The sequence below is a fragment of the Haloarcula sp. CGMCC 1.6347 genome (assembly GCF_037078395.1).
GTDB classification, from domain to species: Archaea; Halobacteriota; Halobacteria; order Halobacteriales; family Haloarculaceae; genus Haloarcula; species Haloarcula amylolytica.
In genome coordinates, this window is the sequence record NZ_JAYMGX010000002.1 from 710754 (window position 1) to 727386 (window position 16633).

17 protein-coding genes are annotated in these 16633 nt (G+C 64.6%); 8 read left to right on the forward strand and 9 right to left on the reverse strand.

The annotated features are described in order from the left end of the window. Positions 1 to 19 precede the first annotated feature (19 nt). Entirely contained in the window at positions 20 to 610 is a 591-nt protein-coding gene (locus VI340_RS11995; protein ID WP_008308034.1) for a 50S ribosomal protein L15e, read from the forward strand. A 307-nt stretch (positions 611 to 917) separates the two neighbouring features. Here VI340_RS11995 and VI340_RS12000 read toward each other — a convergent pair whose 3' ends face one another. The 4 genes from VI340_RS12000 to VI340_RS12015 all read right to left on the reverse strand — a co-directional run bounded on the left by VI340_RS12000 (position 918) and on the right by VI340_RS12015 (position 5522). Then, on the reverse strand, positions 918 to 1943 hold the full coding sequence (locus tag VI340_RS12000) for a Brp/Blh family beta-carotene 15,15'-dioxygenase (protein WP_008308033.1): 1026 nt from the start codon (positions 1941 to 1943) through the stop codon (positions 918 to 920). Then, positions 1940 to 2665 (reverse strand): lycopene cyclase domain-containing protein, encoded by a 726-nt coding sequence (locus VI340_RS12005; protein ID WP_336358415.1) that lies wholly within the window; start codon positions 2663 to 2665, stop codon positions 1940 to 1942. Before VI340_RS12005 ends, VI340_RS12000 begins: the two co-directional genes overlap by 4 nt. 48 nt (positions 2666 to 2713) lie before the next feature. Next, the gene (locus VI340_RS12010; RefSeq protein ID WP_336358416.1) at positions 2714 to 3685 is read right to left on the reverse strand and encodes a phytoene/squalene synthase family protein; all 972 of its coding nucleotides are present in this window, start codon (positions 3683 to 3685) and stop codon (positions 2714 to 2716) included. Positions 3686 to 3941: 256 nt separating this feature from the next. Further along, a complete protein-coding gene (locus VI340_RS12015; protein ID WP_151145322.1) occupies positions 3942 to 5522 on the reverse strand; it encodes a bacterio-opsin activator domain-containing protein in 1581 nt (526 codons plus the stop codon). Positions 5523 to 5650: 128 nt separating this feature from the next. On the opposite strand from VI340_RS12015, the gene VI340_RS12020 reads away from it, so the two are divergent. From VI340_RS12020 to VI340_RS12035, 4 genes are all read left to right on the forward strand, one after another. Next, entirely contained in the window at positions 5651 to 5935 is a 285-nt protein-coding gene (locus tag VI340_RS12020) for a DUF7562 family protein (RefSeq protein ID WP_151145319.1), read from the forward strand. Positions 5936 to 6001: 66 nt separating this feature from the next. Further along, positions 6002 to 7375 carry a ribonuclease R family protein gene (locus tag VI340_RS12025; RefSeq protein WP_336358417.1) on the forward strand — a complete coding sequence of 458 codons (1374 nt, stop codon included), beginning with the start codon at positions 6002 to 6004 and terminating at the stop codon, positions 7373 to 7375. Positions 7376 to 7658: 283 nt separating this feature from the next. Next, entirely contained in the window at positions 7659 to 8399 is a 741-nt protein-coding gene (locus VI340_RS12030) for an ABC transporter ATP-binding protein (protein WP_336328949.1), read from the forward strand. Then, positions 8396 to 10006, forward strand: coding sequence for a hypothetical protein (locus tag VI340_RS12035; RefSeq protein WP_336358418.1), 1611 nt, complete (start codon positions 8396 to 8398; stop codon positions 10004 to 10006). The genes VI340_RS12030 and VI340_RS12035 overlap by 4 nt, the downstream gene beginning before the upstream one ends. Here the strand turns inward: VI340_RS12035 and VI340_RS12040 are convergent. Continuing rightward, positions 10003 to 10605 carry a hypothetical protein gene (locus tag VI340_RS12040; RefSeq protein ID WP_008308017.1) on the reverse strand — a complete coding sequence of 201 codons (603 nt, stop codon included), beginning with the start codon at positions 10603 to 10605 and terminating at the stop codon, positions 10003 to 10005. The genes VI340_RS12035 and VI340_RS12040 overlap by 4 nt on opposite strands. A gap of 70 nt (positions 10606 to 10675) precedes the next feature. On the opposite strand from VI340_RS12040, the gene VI340_RS12045 reads away from it, so the two are divergent. Continuing rightward, entirely contained in the window at positions 10676 to 11854 is a 1179-nt protein-coding gene (locus tag VI340_RS12045) for an MBL fold metallo-hydrolase (protein ID WP_336358419.1), read from the forward strand. A gap of 19 nt (positions 11855 to 11873) precedes the next feature. Here the strand turns inward: VI340_RS12045 and VI340_RS12050 are convergent, their stop codons facing one another. The 4 genes from VI340_RS12050 to VI340_RS12065 all read right to left on the reverse strand — a co-directional run bounded on the left by VI340_RS12050 (position 11874) and on the right by VI340_RS12065 (position 14815). Further along, positions 11874 to 12167, reverse strand: coding sequence for a DUF6432 family protein (locus VI340_RS12050; protein WP_008308015.1), 294 nt, complete (start codon positions 12165 to 12167; stop codon positions 11874 to 11876). 166 nt (positions 12168 to 12333) lie between these two features. Further along, on the reverse strand, positions 12334 to 13008 hold the full coding sequence (locus VI340_RS12055) for a hypothetical protein (RefSeq protein WP_049942808.1): 675 nt from the start codon (positions 13006 to 13008) through the stop codon (positions 12334 to 12336). After that, the gene (locus tag VI340_RS12060) at positions 13001 to 13414 is read right to left on the reverse strand and encodes a hypothetical protein (protein WP_049942807.1); all 414 of its coding nucleotides are present in this window, start codon (positions 13412 to 13414) and stop codon (positions 13001 to 13003) included. Before VI340_RS12060 ends, VI340_RS12055 begins: the two co-directional genes overlap by 8 nt. A 60-nt stretch (positions 13415 to 13474) precedes the next feature. Beyond that, the gene (locus VI340_RS12065; protein ID WP_008308013.1) at positions 13475 to 14815 is read right to left on the reverse strand and encodes a PKD domain-containing protein; all 1341 of its coding nucleotides are present in this window, start codon (positions 14813 to 14815) and stop codon (positions 13475 to 13477) included. A gap of 148 nt (positions 14816 to 14963) precedes the next feature. Here VI340_RS12065 and VI340_RS12070 point away from each other — a divergent pair, with 148 nt between their 5' ends. Next, a complete protein-coding gene (locus tag VI340_RS12070; protein ID WP_336358420.1) occupies positions 14964 to 15821 on the forward strand; it encodes a DUF7093 family protein in 858 nt (285 codons plus the stop codon). A gap of 38 nt (positions 15822 to 15859) precedes the next feature. Continuing rightward, positions 15860 to 16252 carry a DUF5611 family protein gene (locus VI340_RS12075; protein WP_008308010.1) on the forward strand — a complete coding sequence of 131 codons (393 nt, stop codon included), beginning with the start codon at positions 15860 to 15862 and terminating at the stop codon, positions 16250 to 16252. The last annotated feature ends 381 nt before the right edge of the window (positions 16253 to 16633 follow it).

A 16633-nucleotide genomic window follows, 5' to 3' on the forward strand; every position in this document is an offset into this window, starting at 1 on the left:
ACGCCCGTGGTGAATACATATGGCACGAAGCGCATATTCGTACATTCGAGACGCCTGGAAGAACCCGGGCGACGGACAGCTCGCAGAACTACAGTGGCAGCGCCAGCAGGAGTGGCGCGACGAAGGGGCCGTCGAGCGCATCGAGCGCCCGACCCGCCTCGACAAGGCCCGCTCGCAGGGCTACAAGGCGAAACAGGGCGTCGTCGTCGCCCGCGTCTCCGTCCGCAAGGGCGGCGCACGCAAGCGCCGACACAAGGCCGGCCGTCGGTCCAAGCGCCAGGGCGTCACGCGCATCACCCGCCGGAAGGACATCCAGCGCGTCGCCGAGGAACGCGCCTCCCGCACCTTCCCGAACCTGCGCGTGCTCAACAGCTACTCCGTCGGCCAGGACGGCCGCCAGAAGTGGCACGAAGTCATCCTCATCGACCCGAACCACCCGGCCATCCAGAACGACGACGACCTGTCGTGGATCTGCGCCGACGACCAGGCCGACCGCGTCTTCCGCGGTCTGACCGGTGCCGGCCGCCGCAACCGCGGCCTCAGCGGCAAGGGCAAGGGGAGCGAGAAGACCCGCCCGTCGCTGCGCAGCAACCGCGGCAAGGGCAAGTAACCCACCTTTTTCCGCCTCGGGTGCGCGAAGCGCACCACTCGGCGCAAAAACGTGGTCCTCGTGAGCGAAGCGAGCGAGGTGGTTCGAGACGGCATTGCCGTCTCGTCATGCCGGAAATCTTCGATTTCCGAGCAGCTCGAAAGACGAGCGAGCAACGCGAGTCTTTCGGTGGCGAAAAAGGCCGAACGCTCGCTCCACTCGCGTTCGGTGAACCGCGCTTGCTTCGCTCGCGCGGATGCCCCTCCGTGATTTTCGACTTCAATTCTTCCAGACATCCGGCCCTAGCGCCATCTATAGAGGTAGCCGACTACACCCAGACGCCCTGTTGGCGGTCCATGATACTGACAACGACGACGTGTGGCAGCGTGACGACGGCGATGAACACCAGATACAGCGCGACCCATTCCGGAACCGACCCGGGCGGGTTCGGGACCAGGAAGTACAGCCCGCCGAGCAGGGCGAGCGAGGCGACGGTCAGGGGTGCGGCGTCGCGGGCGAACCGCGCCAGGGCGGCCGTCGGATCGCGGTTTTCGAGCGCGGCGGTAGCGTCGTCGTCGACCAGCAGCAGGCGGGCGACGTGGCGCAGCGAGTGCCAGAGACAGAAGTAGACGCCGATGGCAAGCACCGGCGGCACGAGGGCGAAGTAGGCAAGGAGTCCCAGCGTCTCACCGGCGTCGAGCAGCCACGGGCGTCGGGCGTCGGCGCGGGTGAACCCGACCGCCAGCGTTGCCACGACGAGCGCGCCGTAGGCGATTGCGAGCGCGGTTCGAACGTCCGTCCGGAACGCCCAGCCGATAGCGGCCACGGCGTCGGGCGCGAACAGCGATACCAGATCCGTCGCCACGCGGCGGTACCAATCGGGGAAGGCGAGCAACGGGACCAGCATCGGCAGGCCGCCGCGGACGAGGACGGTCCCGACCCGCTGTGGGAGCGACCGGAGGTGATCGGCGTCGGCCAGCGCGCGCAGCGCGTACAGGTCGCCCTGGCCCCAGTGGAACCACGTCACGGCGATGAAGAGGACAAACGCCGCCGCGGGCGCGAGGAACCAGGCGGCTGCGTAGGCTCCGCCGACGACGCCGTAGAGCGCGAACACGCGGGCGATAGCCCGCCAGTCCGGGCGCTCGCCGCGGGTGCGTGCGACCGCGAGGTGGTCGACCGCGCCGTGGGGGAGGCCGAGCAGAACGGCACTGACGACCAGCGGGGCGTACTGGAGCGCGGGCGGTATCGAGACCCCGGCGAGGAACGGAGCAACGACGGCGAGGCTGGCAACCCAGCCGGGGACCAGCGCGACCCGGTAGAGAACCGACGGCTCGACGGTGGTGCGGCGGCTCAATCCCATCTGTCCCGAAGCCAGACGTAGAGCACGACCCCCTGCACGACGAACAGCGTCGTCAGGAAGAAGAACACCGCCTCCTCGATGGGCAGGTCGAGCAGGGGAATCGTGTAGCCGGTCGTGTACTGTTTCGAGAGGGTCCAGACGCCGAGTCGGATGGCGACGCTGTCGATACCACAGAGATAGGCCGTCGGGACCAGTGTCGCGCCGCCGACGGTCCGCCACTTGCCGACGAGGAAGTGCCACCCGAACAGCCACTGGATGGCGAGAATCGGCCCGCTCCAGACCAGCAGGGACCCGAGGTACAGTCCCGAGTCGGAGCGCAGGAGCGCGAGGCCGGACAGAACGACGACGAGCGCGGCGGCGAGTCCGACGAGTCGCGTTCGCATCGGCGTGGTCAGTGGGCGCTCCGTGTCCACCCGAAACCGGGCCACCCACAGCCCGACCATCGCGGTCTGCAGGACGAAAAAGAGGTACTCGCCGAGGGGTATCGACCAGAACCGCGCCAGCACGGTGCCGTCGCCGTACCACCAGACGCCGCGCCGGATGAGCGCGCCGTCCCACGGCGTCGTGTAGACGAGGGCCAGTCCTGCGAGGATTGCCGTCCCCGTGAGTACGTCCCGGCGGCTCCCGAGGCGGTAGGTGGCTGTCAGTGCCAATCCAGCCACGACCGGCACCACGAACAGGGCGTGGAACTGGAGATACGTGAGCGTGGGCAACATTAGTTCAGGTACAACAGGGAGTCAGAAACGATACCCGGTGCGTGGCTGTCATCCACGCCACGCGGGTTGCCCGTGGCCGTGGGCGTCCGTCGGCGTCTCGCCGGGGCCGCGCTCGGAGACAGCGCTCACGGTGTAGAACGTCGCTTCGGGGTCGCCGTTGCGCCGCCAGTGCCACCACGTACGGGCGAGCAACCACAGCCGGCGGCGGCGAGTGAGGTCCGGCGTCTCCGTCAGCACGTCGTAGCCACGGTCACGGATGAGTCGGTGGTGGTCAGCGTACAGGACCGCAGCCAGCAGCACGCCGAACTGGCAGTCCTCCGGGAGGTATCGGATACCGGCCACGCCCTCGCGGTACAGTTCGTCGGTCCGAGCCAGTTCCTCCTGCATCACGGCTCGGAAGGCGTCGTCGACCTCGGCGTCGGCCAGTTGCTCCTCGGTGACGCCGTGGCGGTCGAGCGTCTCCTGTGGGAGGTACACCCGGCCGTAGTCGTGGATGTCCTCGCGGACGTCCCGCAGGAAGTTCGATAGCTGGAACGCTTCGGCCAGCGCCGTCGCGTGGGGCAGGGCCTCCGCCTTCTGTGGCGGGTCCATCACCTCCGTCATCATGTGGCCGACAGCGACGGCAGAGCCGCCCATGTACTCACGGAGGTCCTCGAACGTCTCGTAGCGGGCCTGTGCGATGTCCATCTCCATCGCGTCGATGAAGACGTTGATCGTCTCCTCGGAGATGTCGTGACGCTCGGTCAGGTCCTGAAACGCCGCCATGACCGCCTCGTGGTCGGTTTCGGCCGGGTCGACGTTCCCGAGCGCGGCCTCGCGGATTACCTCCAGTTGCTCGTGCTGGACGGTCGGGGGCGGCCCGTCCGTCTGGTCGACGACCTCGTCCGCGACCCGGAAGAACGCGTACATGACGTAGGTCGGGTGGCGGATACGCTCCGGAAGCAGACGCGTCGCGAGGTGAAACGTCCGTCCGGTCTCCTGCTGTATCGATTTGCTGGTCTGGATGTTATCGGAGTGCATTGAAAGCTATCGGGCGGTCATTCGGCGGGCGATGCGTCGCGCGCTTGTCGGCAGGCTGTCCGTAATAGTTCGGTCGATCCGTGAGTGTGCCGCTGTCACGGGGGACTGTGTCCCGTCGGTTCGCCGGAGACAAACAGGACACTGGTTCTGTATCACTACATGTATATACGGTTGTTATCGGTATAAGCGGACTACCAAACTGCTTCGGGGATCGTGCCAGGAGTCCGCCGCAGGCGTAGGGATTCGCAAGCACTGGTTACCAGTTTTCGAACACTTCTTCCAGTAGCTTTCGCTCACCCGCACGGAGGTGCTGGTGGAACGTCGACGGGCAGATGTCCATCGACTCGGCCAGTTGCTCGCCGGAGACGTCGCGTGGCCAGTCGAAGAAGCCGCCGAGAAACCCCTTCCGAAGCGCCGTTAGCTGGCGGTTGGTCAACCGCTCTTCGACGTTTGCGATGAACGCCTGCCGGGAGACCGGCGGTTCGTCCCGTTCTCGCACGGAGAGCAGTTCCGTCTCCGGATACTGGCTGCGGACCTGCTCGACCACGCTTCGGGTCTCCATCGACGCCGGGAGCGTGACGGTGACTGTCGCCTTCCCTGGTTCGACCAGAATGTCGCCCGTCTGGGCCCCGCGGTCGGCGACGACCGAGACGACCGGCGGGTCCGACACGGTGAATTCGAACAGCGCCGACGAGTCCGCCGTCGAGACGTGTGAGACGCCCGATACCTGCGGGTGGTCGGCGGCGACGGCACAGACAGCCGAGGGGTCGTCCGTCTCGACGAGGAAGAACATCACCGTCTCCTCGCCGTCGGGGACGCTCCCGCCGTACTCCATCGAGCAGCCGAGTTCGCTCGCCACGTCGATGTAGAACACGTCGGGGTCGGTGACCTGCAGTTCGAGTTCGGTGACGTTGTCGGCGGTCAACAGCCGGCTGGTCTCGCGGGCGTCGATGGCCGCCGCAGTCGCCCGGCCGATGGTCCCGAGCACGGCCTGTTCTCGGGGATCAAACACGTCGTCGCTGTCGGCGTAGACGGTGAGGACGCCGTACAGCGACTCGCCGGAGACGAGCGGGACTGCCGCGACCGACGCGACGTCGGAGTCGGCGAGTCGGCTGTGTTGCTCGTCGATGTCACCGGTCACGACCTGCATCTCCTCGGTTCGGGCCGCCTCCGCAACCGGGTCGTCGGCGTTAAGCGGGATGGACAGCGTTGTCGGGTGGTCGGCGGAGAGTGCCGTCGACGACAGCGTCTCGTCGCGTAGATCCAGTTCGGACACCCAGGCGAACTGGTAGGAGTCGACCTCGGCCAGCCGGTCACAGACGGTCTGCTGGATGGCCTCGCGCGAGTCGACGGTCAGTACGTCGCCCATCACCGCTTTCAGCAGCCCGTCGACCCGGTCGACGAGCTGTTTGAGGTTCTGGCGCTCGGCTTTGAGCTCCTCGCTGCGGCGCTCGGCCGCCAGTTCGGCGAGCTTCCGCTGGGTGATGTCGATGTGTGCGACGACCGCGCTCCCGGCCTCGTCGTCGGGGAGCGGTGCGACCCGCATCAGAAACCACTGCTTCTCCTCCGGGGAGTGACACGGGTACTCCATCGTGAACAGGTCCTGCTCACCGTCGATGACCGACTCGATGCCGCCGAGTGCCTGCCCGGCGTACTCGTCGGCGTCGATGTCGGTCGTCGCGAAGTAGTTCGTCCCCTCCATCTCCCCATCCTCGTCGCCCGCGAACTCCCGCCAGGCGCGGTTGGTAAACAGAATCGTCCCCTCGTCGTCGAGGACAGCGATGTTGATGGGTAGCGTGTCCAACGTCGAGTGAGCGAGTGTCTCTGGTGGCTTCATTCAGTGTCCCTGGCTCCGAATAGCCGATACCCTGTGTAGTGGCGGCGGGTGAATAAACGTGTGGCCCGGAACGGGGAACTGTTGCCTGTGCGGAAAACTCTAAGCGCTGTCAGTCGCAACTGGTTCGTATGTTCGGGTCCCGGAACTCCCGGGCGGAGTCGGTCACCTGTATCGCGTGTGGGGAGTCCGTCTCGCGGACCGAGGCCCGCGAGTACGACAAACACGGCGACCGGTGGGACCGCCGGAACAAGACGTTCGAACACCTCTGTAAAGCCTGTTTTGCCGACCTGTGCCAGCAGCCGCGGGACGGCCTCGAAACGACGCTCGACGCCGCCGGGGCCGGCGAGGCCGACCAAGAGACCTTCCTGAGACGGTTCCGAGAACTCTCCGAGGGCGACACGCACAGGGAATGAGACGGGGAAGTCACGGCCCAGTCCCACCCCGACAGCCCTAACTACGCCCTGTTCGTACCGGGTGACATGACTACAGAGGACGCGCAAGCGGCCGCCGGGACCGCCGAGGGGCAAGGCCCCGTCGAGATCGACCCGGAGATGGCCCGCCATCTGGAGAACAAGCGCGAGGAACTGTTCGAGAAGTTCGGCATCCCCGACGAATTCCCGCCCGAGGTACTGGAGGAGGCCAAAGAGCGCACGCAGGACGTGCAGGCCGAAATCGAGGACGAGGTCGACGAACGCGAAGACCTCCGTGAGATGACCACCTGGACGACCGACCCTATCGACGCCCAGGACTTCGACGACGCCATCTCCATCGAGGAGCGCGAGGACGAAATCGTCCTCTGGGTCCACATCGCCGACGTGACTCACTACGTCAACCCCGACACGAAGATGTGGGAGCAGGCCGTCGAGCGCGGGAACACCGTCTATCTCCCGGCCTACACCGTCCACATGCTGCCGCCCGTCCTCGCCGAGACGGTCTGCTCGCTGGTCCCCAACGAGGACCGGCTGGCCCACACCGTTGAGATGCACCTCGACAAGGAGAACCTCGGCTACGAGGAGATCAACATCTACAAGTCCGTCATCCGCAGCGACGCCCGGCTAACCTACACCGAGGCCGAGCGCCTGCTGGACGAGCCAGAGACCGCAGAAGACGTGCTGGAAGACCAGAGCGTCGACCTCGCGGAGAAAACCGAGCGCGTCTGGGAACTGGCCGACCGGATGCACGAGCAGCGCAAGGAGGAGGGCTCGCTCGTCCTCAACCCCGCCCGCGACCGCGCCCACACCATCATCGAGGAGTGCATGCTGAAGGCCAACAAGGCCGTCACGCACGAGCTGATGTGGAACCGCGGCGTCGAGGCGATGTACCGCGTCCACCCACAGCCGAGCCCCGACGAGTGGGACGAGGCGCTGGTCGAGATCCAGGAACTCGACGGCGTCTCTATCCCCGGCGACGCCTGGGACGACCCGCGGAAGGCCGTCAACGCGACACTCGAACAGGCCCCCGGTCGCCAGCTCGACAAGATTCAGTGGGCCGTGATGAAGGTGATGCCCCGCGCGAAGTACATGAACGACCCCTTCGGCGGCCACCACGCCCTGAACTTCGAGATTTACGGTCACTTCACCTCGCCGATTCGCCGCCTCTCGGACCTCATCAACCACTGGATTGTCTACACTAACGACGTGCCCGAGGACCTCATCGCGCTGTGTGACCGCGCCAGCGACCGCCAGAAGGACGCCGAGCAGTGCGAGCGCGAGTACAAGAACTTCCTGCAGGAGGTTGGGCTGGACCCGTCGGCGGTCAACAACCGCGGTATCGAAGTGGTGGAGAATGCGGATGACGAGGACGAGGATGAAGACGCTGAAGCCGATGCCGCCGACGCAGCCGTTGAAGAGTAACGGCTAGCTAAAGTATCGGGTTCTGTTGTGCATGGTTCTGCAGCTACGGCCGTCGGGAGCCAGAAAGCCCCGGCTGGGTGGGACTGAAAGGGGCCGTGCTATCGGCGAACTCCGACGACGCAAGCACGCGAAGCGCGCGCAGCGAGGCGCAGGAGCCGATAGCGCGGGGGCTTTCTGGCTGTTCAAATACCACCACAAAGCCGTAGCAGCACCAAACAACCATCCCAGAGAGTCGCGCATAGCAAAAGCAAGACCTTTTCACAATCGGTGCGGCACTGCCCGTATGTGCCCTCCAGCACCCGCAATCGTCACCGAGGGGTTGACGAAGCGCTACAGTGGGGTCTCGGCGATAGCGGACCTTGACTTCACAGTCCCGCGCGGGACGGTCTTCGGCTTCCTCGGTCCCAACGGCGCGGGCAAGACCTCGACGATTCGCATCCTGACGACGTTGACGAACCCGACAAGCGGCACCGCCCGAGTCGCGGGCGAGTCGGTCGCCGACCGCGCCGCGGTGGTCGAACACATCGGCTTCCTCCCCGAGGAACCGCCGCTGTACGACGAACTCACCGGCCGGGAGCAACTGGAGTACGTCGCCGGCCTGCGCGGCCACGAGGACTGGGACCGTGTGGAATCGCTGCTCGACCGGTTCGACCTCGACGGGGACGCCGACCGGCGCGTCGAGACGTACTCGAAGGGAATGAAACAGAAGCTCGGCCTCGTCCAGGCGCTGTTGCACGAGCCGGAGGTTCTCTTTCTGGACGAACCCACCTCGGGGCTGGACCCGCGGGCCGCCCGGACAGTGCGTGACACCATCAGCGAAGTCGCGGCCGCTGACACGACGGTCTTTCTCTCGACGCATATCCTGCCCGTCGTCGAGGAGCTGGCCGACACCGTCGGCGTCCTGTACGACGGGGACCTCGTCGCGGAAGGGGCTCCCGACGACCTGACCGGCAGCGTCGAGTCCGGAAGCACGCTCGAAGACGTGTTCCTCGACGTAACCAGCGAGCGCCCGGGAGAGCGATGAGACGGCCGGACGGACGGCGGACGCGGCTGATAGCGCGGACGGAGCTGCGGCGCACCTGGCGCAAGCTCATGGGCACGACGCGCGGGACGCTCCTACTGCTCGGCGGCGGGTTGGGCATCCTCATATACAGTCTCGCTATCGGCGCAGGGGCGTTCTTTCTCGGCGGCTTCCTCGCCGACAGCGACCCCCACACCGTCAGGCTTGCGACGACGGCGGGTATCGTCGGACTGCTCGGCCTCGTCGGCTTCTTCACGCTTCAGCATACGGTGAAGTCGGCCGGCGAGCCCGACGCCGCTGACGGCCTGCTGACGACGGTCCCCTACGAGGACGCGGCGGCCGGGCTGTTGGCCGCTGAGGCTGGTCGCGTGTCGCTCGCGCTCGCCATCCCGATTCTGGCGCTGGTGGGCGGGCTCGCGGCTGGTGATGCCGGGGTGCTCGTCGCAGCCGTGGCCCTCGTCGGGTCGGTCGCGGTCGCCTTGCTGGGGACGGTTCTCGGCTTCGGCCTGGGGCTGGTGACGAAACTGGTGGCGAACCGCTCGGCCTTCGTCGCCAGTCACCGCGCGAGCGTCGGAGCTGCTGTCTCGCTCATCCTGCCGCTTGGCTGGGTCGCAATGACGGCCGTCCCGACAGTACAGCTTCGCGTGCTCCAGTTGGCGACCCAGTCCCCGCTCTCGTGGCCCGCCGACGTCGTCCTGCTCGTACTGGGAACCGGCGGCAATCCGGTCACTGCCGCCGTCGCCACAGCGGGGATTTTCGGCGCGCTCCCGGTCGGCGCGGTTGCGTGTCTGTGGCTGGCCGGGCGGGCCTGGTATGCCGATCCGGTCCAGCCCGACCACGAGTTCGACGCCGACGAACGAACGCTTTCAGACCGCCTGCTGGCGGGGCGGGTCCCAACCGCGACCCGTGTAGTCGCACAGAAGTCGTGGCTCCGAGCCAAGCGAGCCCCCGTCACCGTCCAGTTCGCAGTCATGCCGTTCTTCTTTCTGGTGTATCACCTCCAGATTGTCATTCTGGAACGGGTAGTGCCGCCGACGCTCCCGCTCAGCGCCGGCCTCGCCAGCGCGGCGGCGTTCGGGGCCGCGTTCTCGCTCAACCCGCTCGGCGGCGAGGAGGGCGTGCTGCCGCTGACACTGACCGCCAACGTCTCCGGCCGGGCCTTCGTCACCGGACTCGTCCTCGCGGGCGCACTCCCCGGCGTCGTGGTGACGACGCTATTGGTCGTCGGCCTCGGCGTCGCGGCCGGGACACCGCCAGTCACGCTCGCCGCCGGACTCACACTCGCACTCGTGGCAACCCTCGCCGCGCCGGCCATCGCCGTCGGAACCGGCGTCGTGTTTCCGAAGTTCGAGTCGTCGTCAGTACAGGGCCGGGAAGTGGTGGTCCCGAGCGGCTGGGCGTTCGGGCTGTACTTCCTCGTCCTCGGCGTGGCCGTCGTGCCAGGAAGCCTGGCGTACCTGCTCGCCGTTCGCGGCCTGTTCGCGATACCATTCGGTGTGACGTGGCTCCTCAGCGGGGGACTGGTGGCGAGCGTCGGGATCGCCGTCGCTGGCGCTGTCGCCGGGTTCCTCTATGCCGCCAACCGCGTGGCGACCTACCGACTCGACTAGCAGATGGGCTTCGGGTCCAGTCCCATCGCCTCCAGCGTTTCCGCGTAGTCGGCGTACGCCGCGTCGATGGCTTCGGTCGCAGCCGCCGCTGCCGTCTCGCGCTCGGATTCCGGGAGGTTTCCGAGAGCGGCCTCCCCGTCATCGAGCGCTGCCGCTTCCTGTCGAACCTCGCGGAACGTATCGGCCCGCTGTTCGGCCGCCTCGTTGATGAAGAAGCTCACTACCTGCAGGTAGAACCGGTCGGCGACCAGCGGCGCGGCGACGAGGCCGGCCCCGACGCGCCGCGCAGTCCCACTGACGGTTTCGAGGTGATCAATGAACCCATCGGAGTTCCCAGCGTCTGCGTCGATACGGTCCGCCCGCTCGGCCGCGGCCTCGGCGGCTGCCTCGAACTGCGTCGCCACGTCGCTATCAGTCTCGGCAGCCCACCGGTCGAGGATATCTGCGAGTCCTGACTCGCGGGTCGCCGCTGCTGTGAGCACCGCCTCCGTCTCCAGCGTCGCATCTGTCGCTGCGATAAGCACCTTGTCCGAGCCCAGCCTGTCTCGCTCTGTCTCGGTCTGGTCACGGACGGCGTCGATAGTGGCTCCAGCGTCCATACGTCCGCTGGGCGCGGCAGGGGCTTGAAATCCCCGCCCGATTTATCCGCCGGGCAGCGCTACAGTCGGTATGGTCGAGGACTACCCTGACCCGCCGACGGACCCGCCGTCACTATCGGCAGCGGCGTTGCAGGCGAAACTGGACGCCGGCAAGTCGCTCCGGTTGCTCGACGTTCGCAACCGCGACGAGTACGAGCAGTGGCGGATTCGCGGCGCGTCGGTGACGGCGACACAGCTCCCCTTTACGAAGTTCCTCCAGGCGAAGGTGACCGGCGAAGTAGACGACGTCGTCGGCGACGTGGCCGGCACCGGCCCGATAACGGTCGTCTGTGGCCGCGGCGAGGCCAGCGCCTTCGTCGCCGGACTGCTGACTGAACACGGCGTGGAGGCACAGAACCTCAGCGACGGCATGGAGGGGTGGGCACGGCTCTACGAGGCCCGCGAGATTCCCTGCGACGCCGCAACCGTCCTCCAGTACCGCCGGCCGTCGTCCGGCTGTCTCGGCTACATGGTCGTCAGCGACGGCTCGGCCGCTGTCGTCGACCCGCTGCGGGCGTTCACCGACCGGTACGTCGCCGACGCCGCCGACCACGACGCCTCGCTCACCCACGCTATCGACACGCACGTCCACGCCGACCACGTCAGCGGCGTCCGCCGCCTCGCCGCAGAGACCGGTGCGGAACCGGTTCTCTCCGAGCGGGCAGTCGCCCGCGGCGTCGAGGACGTGACTGCACTGGCCGACGACGAAACGCTACCGGTCGGGTCGGCCACACTGGAGCCTCGCCCCCTGCCTGGCCACACAACTGGCATGACTGGCTTCACCGTCGGTGACGTGCTCCTGGCCGGCGACAGCGTCTTCCTCGACAGCGTCGCCCGCCCGGACCTCGAAGCCGGGGCCGACGGCGCTCGCGACCTCGCCCGCGACCTCCATCGCACGCTGACCGACCGACTCGCGGCGCTACCCGATGAGACGCTCGTCGCCCCGGGCCACTACAGCGGACCGACGACACCGGCTGACGACGGTACGTTCACGGCTACCCTGGGCACTCTCCGCGACCGGCTCCCGGGGTTCGCGATGGACCGCGAGTCGTTCGTCGAGTACGTCTGTGACGACATCCCGCCGCGCCCCGCCAACTTCGAGCGGATTATCGCCATCAATCTCGGAACGGAGACGGCCGACGACGACACCGCGTTCGAACTCGAACTCGGCCCGAACAACTGCGCGGCCGCGCCGTCGGACGCGGTGTGACACCGCCGCGAGACAGCAGCTACAACGGGAGTCGCTTGCGGATCTGATCGAGAATCGATTCGTCTTCGTCCGGCTGTGATTCCCCCACCACGCCCTCGCCCGGGAGAATGACGGTTCGCTCCCCGTTGTCCTCGACCTCGATGAGGCCGTCCGCCTTGAGAGCCGCGAGCGCGTCCTCGATACGGTCGATATTCTCTTCCGTCCGCGACCGAAGCTCGAAGACGGTCATCCCCTCATCGCGGCGGTCCGCGAGCGCATCGAGCACCGCAACCTCTGTGTCGTCCCGGTCGCGATACTCCGGCTTCGCTCTCATATGTCCCTCTAAAACCGGCTGGGTCTAATCTTTGTCCCTCGTGAATCTAATCTGGGAACCTGATCCGACGTGTTATAAACTTCTGAACCGGTAAGGTAGACCCCTGATCGAAGCGGTCGTCAGCGACAAACTCGCTGTGACTTATGATTCCGAACCGAGTGATTCGCTACCGTCCCTTTTCATGGTAAGCTGGCCCCTCTTCAGTGGTAGAGCCATACTTTGCCATGAAGACTTGGAGCGACCATTCGTCGGTATAGTACTTGTACGCCCAAATATATTTGATGTGAGTTGTTTCAAACACCCCGCCGTCTTCCGTAACAAACGTTACATTGACCGTATCAGGAATGTACGTGTGGTCCCGGTCTGGAAGGTGGTCATCATTATTGTTATAGTCTTCTACAATGGCATAATACTTCCAGAGCGGGTTTAGCCGGTCATTTCGGGTCTTAGTGAAGTTTGTGGTGTCACGCATTTCAACCGTTATGTGGTATGAGTCATTGTCAGGGAAGGCCTCCATCTCGACAGAACGGTTCTCCTCATCTGCATCGTATAGATACTGCATGTTCTCATCGAATTCCTCAAACTTCTCTGCCTTGCTGAGATCGCCTTCAGTAGTAGATTCGGTTTCCGTTTCAGTTCCTTTGGTAGCTACTGGCGTACTCTCGGTTTCCGTTGGCTCAGGTGTTTGGGTCTCAATACTCTCTGGCGTGGGTTCTGGCGTCTCCGTCGGCGAAACTGTCTCTTCGGCTGGCCCGCTGCCTCCCGCGAACGCAGAGCAGCCGGCAGAGATAATTAAGAGAGCAATGGCGACAGAGCTAACGATAGTTCTAGTCTCACTCATCGTTTTGGGTCTCATTGTTGAGGTCTGTTTCCTTGTTTTCTTTTTCAGTAGGTGGGAGATTCAGAGTTGCAGTCAGGTTTGGCGTTGGTTCTGGTAACGTGCCAGTTGCTGATCCGTCGCCGTCCACTCCCGCAGATGGTGAATCATGTACAGTCTCGCCACCGGCGCTCAAAAATGTGATTCCGCGGACAAGGACGGTGAAGACAGCCACGTAGGCGAACGCAGTCAAGATGCTAACGTACCCCTCTCCGGACTGGATTCCGGGCATCGGTGATTCCTTATTTGCATACCAATGGGCGTCCGTCCACATCATAAGCGGAGTGGTGACTGTGGGTAAGAGAGTGCCTGCAACCGTCGCTAACAGGCAGGCGACTACCTCTTGTGTACTATTCTTTACATAAATCATATTTAGAATTTATTTATTGTCATCTATAAGTTTTAATTCCGAAGTCAGATCTGAAATCTGTTACCAAAAACTCCACCCTCCGCTACCGTCGCCGCCACTGTCATCGTCATCGTCGCTACCGCCTCCGAACCAACTCCCGGTGTCACCGTCGTCATCACCACCGCTGTCCTCATCATCGTCATCACCGCCACCGATTATGCCGTCAAGGAGACCTCCCTGATCATCGTTATCACTGCCACCACTACCATCATCGTTACCGTTGCTATCATCATCGTCACTACTACTGCCGTCATCGTCATCGTATGACCAGTCATATCCACCGTTGTCATCGTCGCCACCGTCCTCATCGTCGTCATCGTCTCCGCTATCTGGGTTCATCAGGTTATTTGGCACGCTGGATGCTGGACGAGTACTACGACTCTCATCGCTGGAATCGTCGTCATTGTAACTGCCGCCATTATCAACATCAATGAAACCGTCCTGATTCTCTTCCTGTTCCTTTATATCGTCTTTTCGTTCATCGACAGTCTCCTTACTGAACGTGCCTCCGTAACCGTCCTCGGAGTACTTGTTCATGTTCTCTTCATCGATGATCTTGGTGAGTTCATTATCCACGTACACCCACAGGCCGTCCCGGCCGTCAGTGTCGACGATGGTGTCGCCGATAGTCATCGCGGCCGAAGTACAGCCCTTGTTCTGCCCGTCGACGTAGTAGCTTCCGCTACCACCCGGGCAATTACTGCCGCCGCCACCGTTGCCGGACGAGTCGGCGACCTGAACCGTTCGATTGGCGACGCCACGCCGTCCAGCGGCATCGTAGGCGACCGCACGGACGGACACGGAGCCGGACTGGTTGAATGTGTGCGTAATGGTCGCGGTCCCGTTCTCACCGGCGAGTCGCGTCTGGTTTTGGGCGGTGCCGTTGACGACCCAGGCGAGCGTTCGGAGGTCGGCATCACCGGCGGTCGCGTTTGCAGTTAGATTCCGCTGGAGGCCAACGGGAACCGCGGGCGGGGCCGACATCGAGACTGACGGCCCACCGGCGGCCACCACATCGACGTGGAGCGTGTCCGAGCGCGACGCTCCGTCGTCATCAGTAACCGTGACAGTGACGTTGTACTGGCCGGTCTCGGCCGGCGAGAACGTCGTCTGAACGCAGGTCTGGCAGTCAGGCGTGCGCGTCGTGCCGTCCGGCGTTTCGATGGACCACTCGACCCTCTCAATTGTGCCGTCGGGGTCGCGCGAGCCGTTGGCGTCCAACTGGACCGTCGTCTCTCGCTCGACGGACTGGTCCAGTCCGGCGTCGGCAAGCGGTGGCTGGTTCTCGGCCGCCACCGCTGTCCCGCCGAGAAGCGCCGAGAGGGCGAGGACCGACACCACGAGTGTCGTCGTCCGCTGCATTGGCGTAGCGTAGGGCCGGTATCGGTTATAAAATTTCACAATTCAGGTTGAAATTAATATAGCTGCGTCGTGAAACAGGTAGCGCTCTGTCACGAATGGTCGAGCTAACGGGCAGGGTTTAAGTACGCCACGGTGGGAAGTTCTGGCAATGGGTCTCAAATGTTCCGTCCTCGGGCACAAGTACGGTGAGACCACCGTCGAGCGCGAGCGCGAAGAGCAGGGTAGCGAAGTCGTCATCACCATCCAGGAACGGGAGACCTGTGAGCGGTGTGGAAATACGCGGATCGTCTCGGAGAACAAGGAGGTCACGGCAATCGAGACGCCGTCGGACATCGCCAGCGATCTCGTCGAAGACGAGTCCGAATCCGAAACGTCCGAATCCGAGTCACCGCCGGAAGACGAACCTGCTGACAGCGTGGCCGAACCCACAGACGAGGAATCGGAGCGCTCGGGTGGCTGGGATAGCGTCGACGACCCGGTCGAAGCACCGGACGATGCAGGAATCGGCGACGAAAGCGTAGACGCCGGGGAACCGGTCGATCCGTCGGCTGACGACGCTGAGATTATCGACGACAGTGACGATGGCGAGGAGGAAAGCGGCGACGTGGAACTGGACGAGCCGACGACGACGGTCGACGTCCCGGACGCCGAAGGCGAGGAACCGGTGACCGAGGACGAGACCGACCCGGAGAAAGACGACGGGCTCATTCTCGGCGAGGAAGAGGAATCGGAGTCGCCCGGCGACGACCGCCAGCCCGGTGAGTGGCCCGATGAACCGGGGGACGACGGGGACGGCTGGTCGCCGGAGACGATGCCGGTCGATACCGGAACGGACGACGATTCGAGCGTCGAACCGACCAGCGACAGCGCCGTGACGGTTCCGGAAGGCGAGTTCGCCTGTCCGGAGTGTGGATTCACCACCGAGGTGGAATCGACGTCGTTGCGCGCTGGGGACTTCTGTCCGGAGTGTCACAAGGGGTCACTTATCACCCGGGACGAGGAGTGAACGCAAAGGGTAAGACAGCCCCTCGCAAAAACTCGCCCATGCGAGAGTACAAGATGCGACGGGGCGAGCATCTCGAAGACCGCGTCCCAGACATGGAAGCGTTCGTCGAGGAATACTTCGGCGAAGTAACGGATACAGAAGAGTACGAAGGCAACGACCTGCTGGTCGTCGACGACCCCGACAACCCCGTGTTCGACCGGGTCGTCGCGGGCCGCGTCGAGTACGGCTCGAAGAAAGACAAGATCGCACTCCACATCGACGAGCGACCGGCAGAGGACGTCATCGCCGAGGGCAACGTTGACGCGGCCGAGGACGCCGTCGCTATCAAGAACGATTTCCTGGAGGAGGCAACCGACCGCGACGCGAAGGCGCGGCGCGACTCGCTGAAGCGTTCGGTCGAGGACGACGCCGACGCCCCGGACAACGTCTAACGACGGGCGTCGGGCGCACGCAGTCCGTGAGTACCGGCAGGCTGGTACTGCGTATCGGTTCGACACGGCCCGCGTAGCCATCCGGGAGTTCTTCGATATCGACACTGAGTACCGCCAGTATCACGCAGCGTCAGACGGGCGTCACATCTAAATACGCTTGTGACATAGGTTCACATACGCCTCACCCGGAGGCGCGCACAAGTATCCGGGGCACGAGACACCCCTCGTGTTGCCACGGAGCCAGCTCCGGGGCAGCCTGTCATAGTTTGTCCGCCCGCCGGAGCGGACCCAATCCGGCATTCGAGCGCGGCCAGGCCAGTTACCGAGCCGGCATTCCCGTTTTATCGGCGCGATATCGACGACAAAATGCAGCCGTTGATC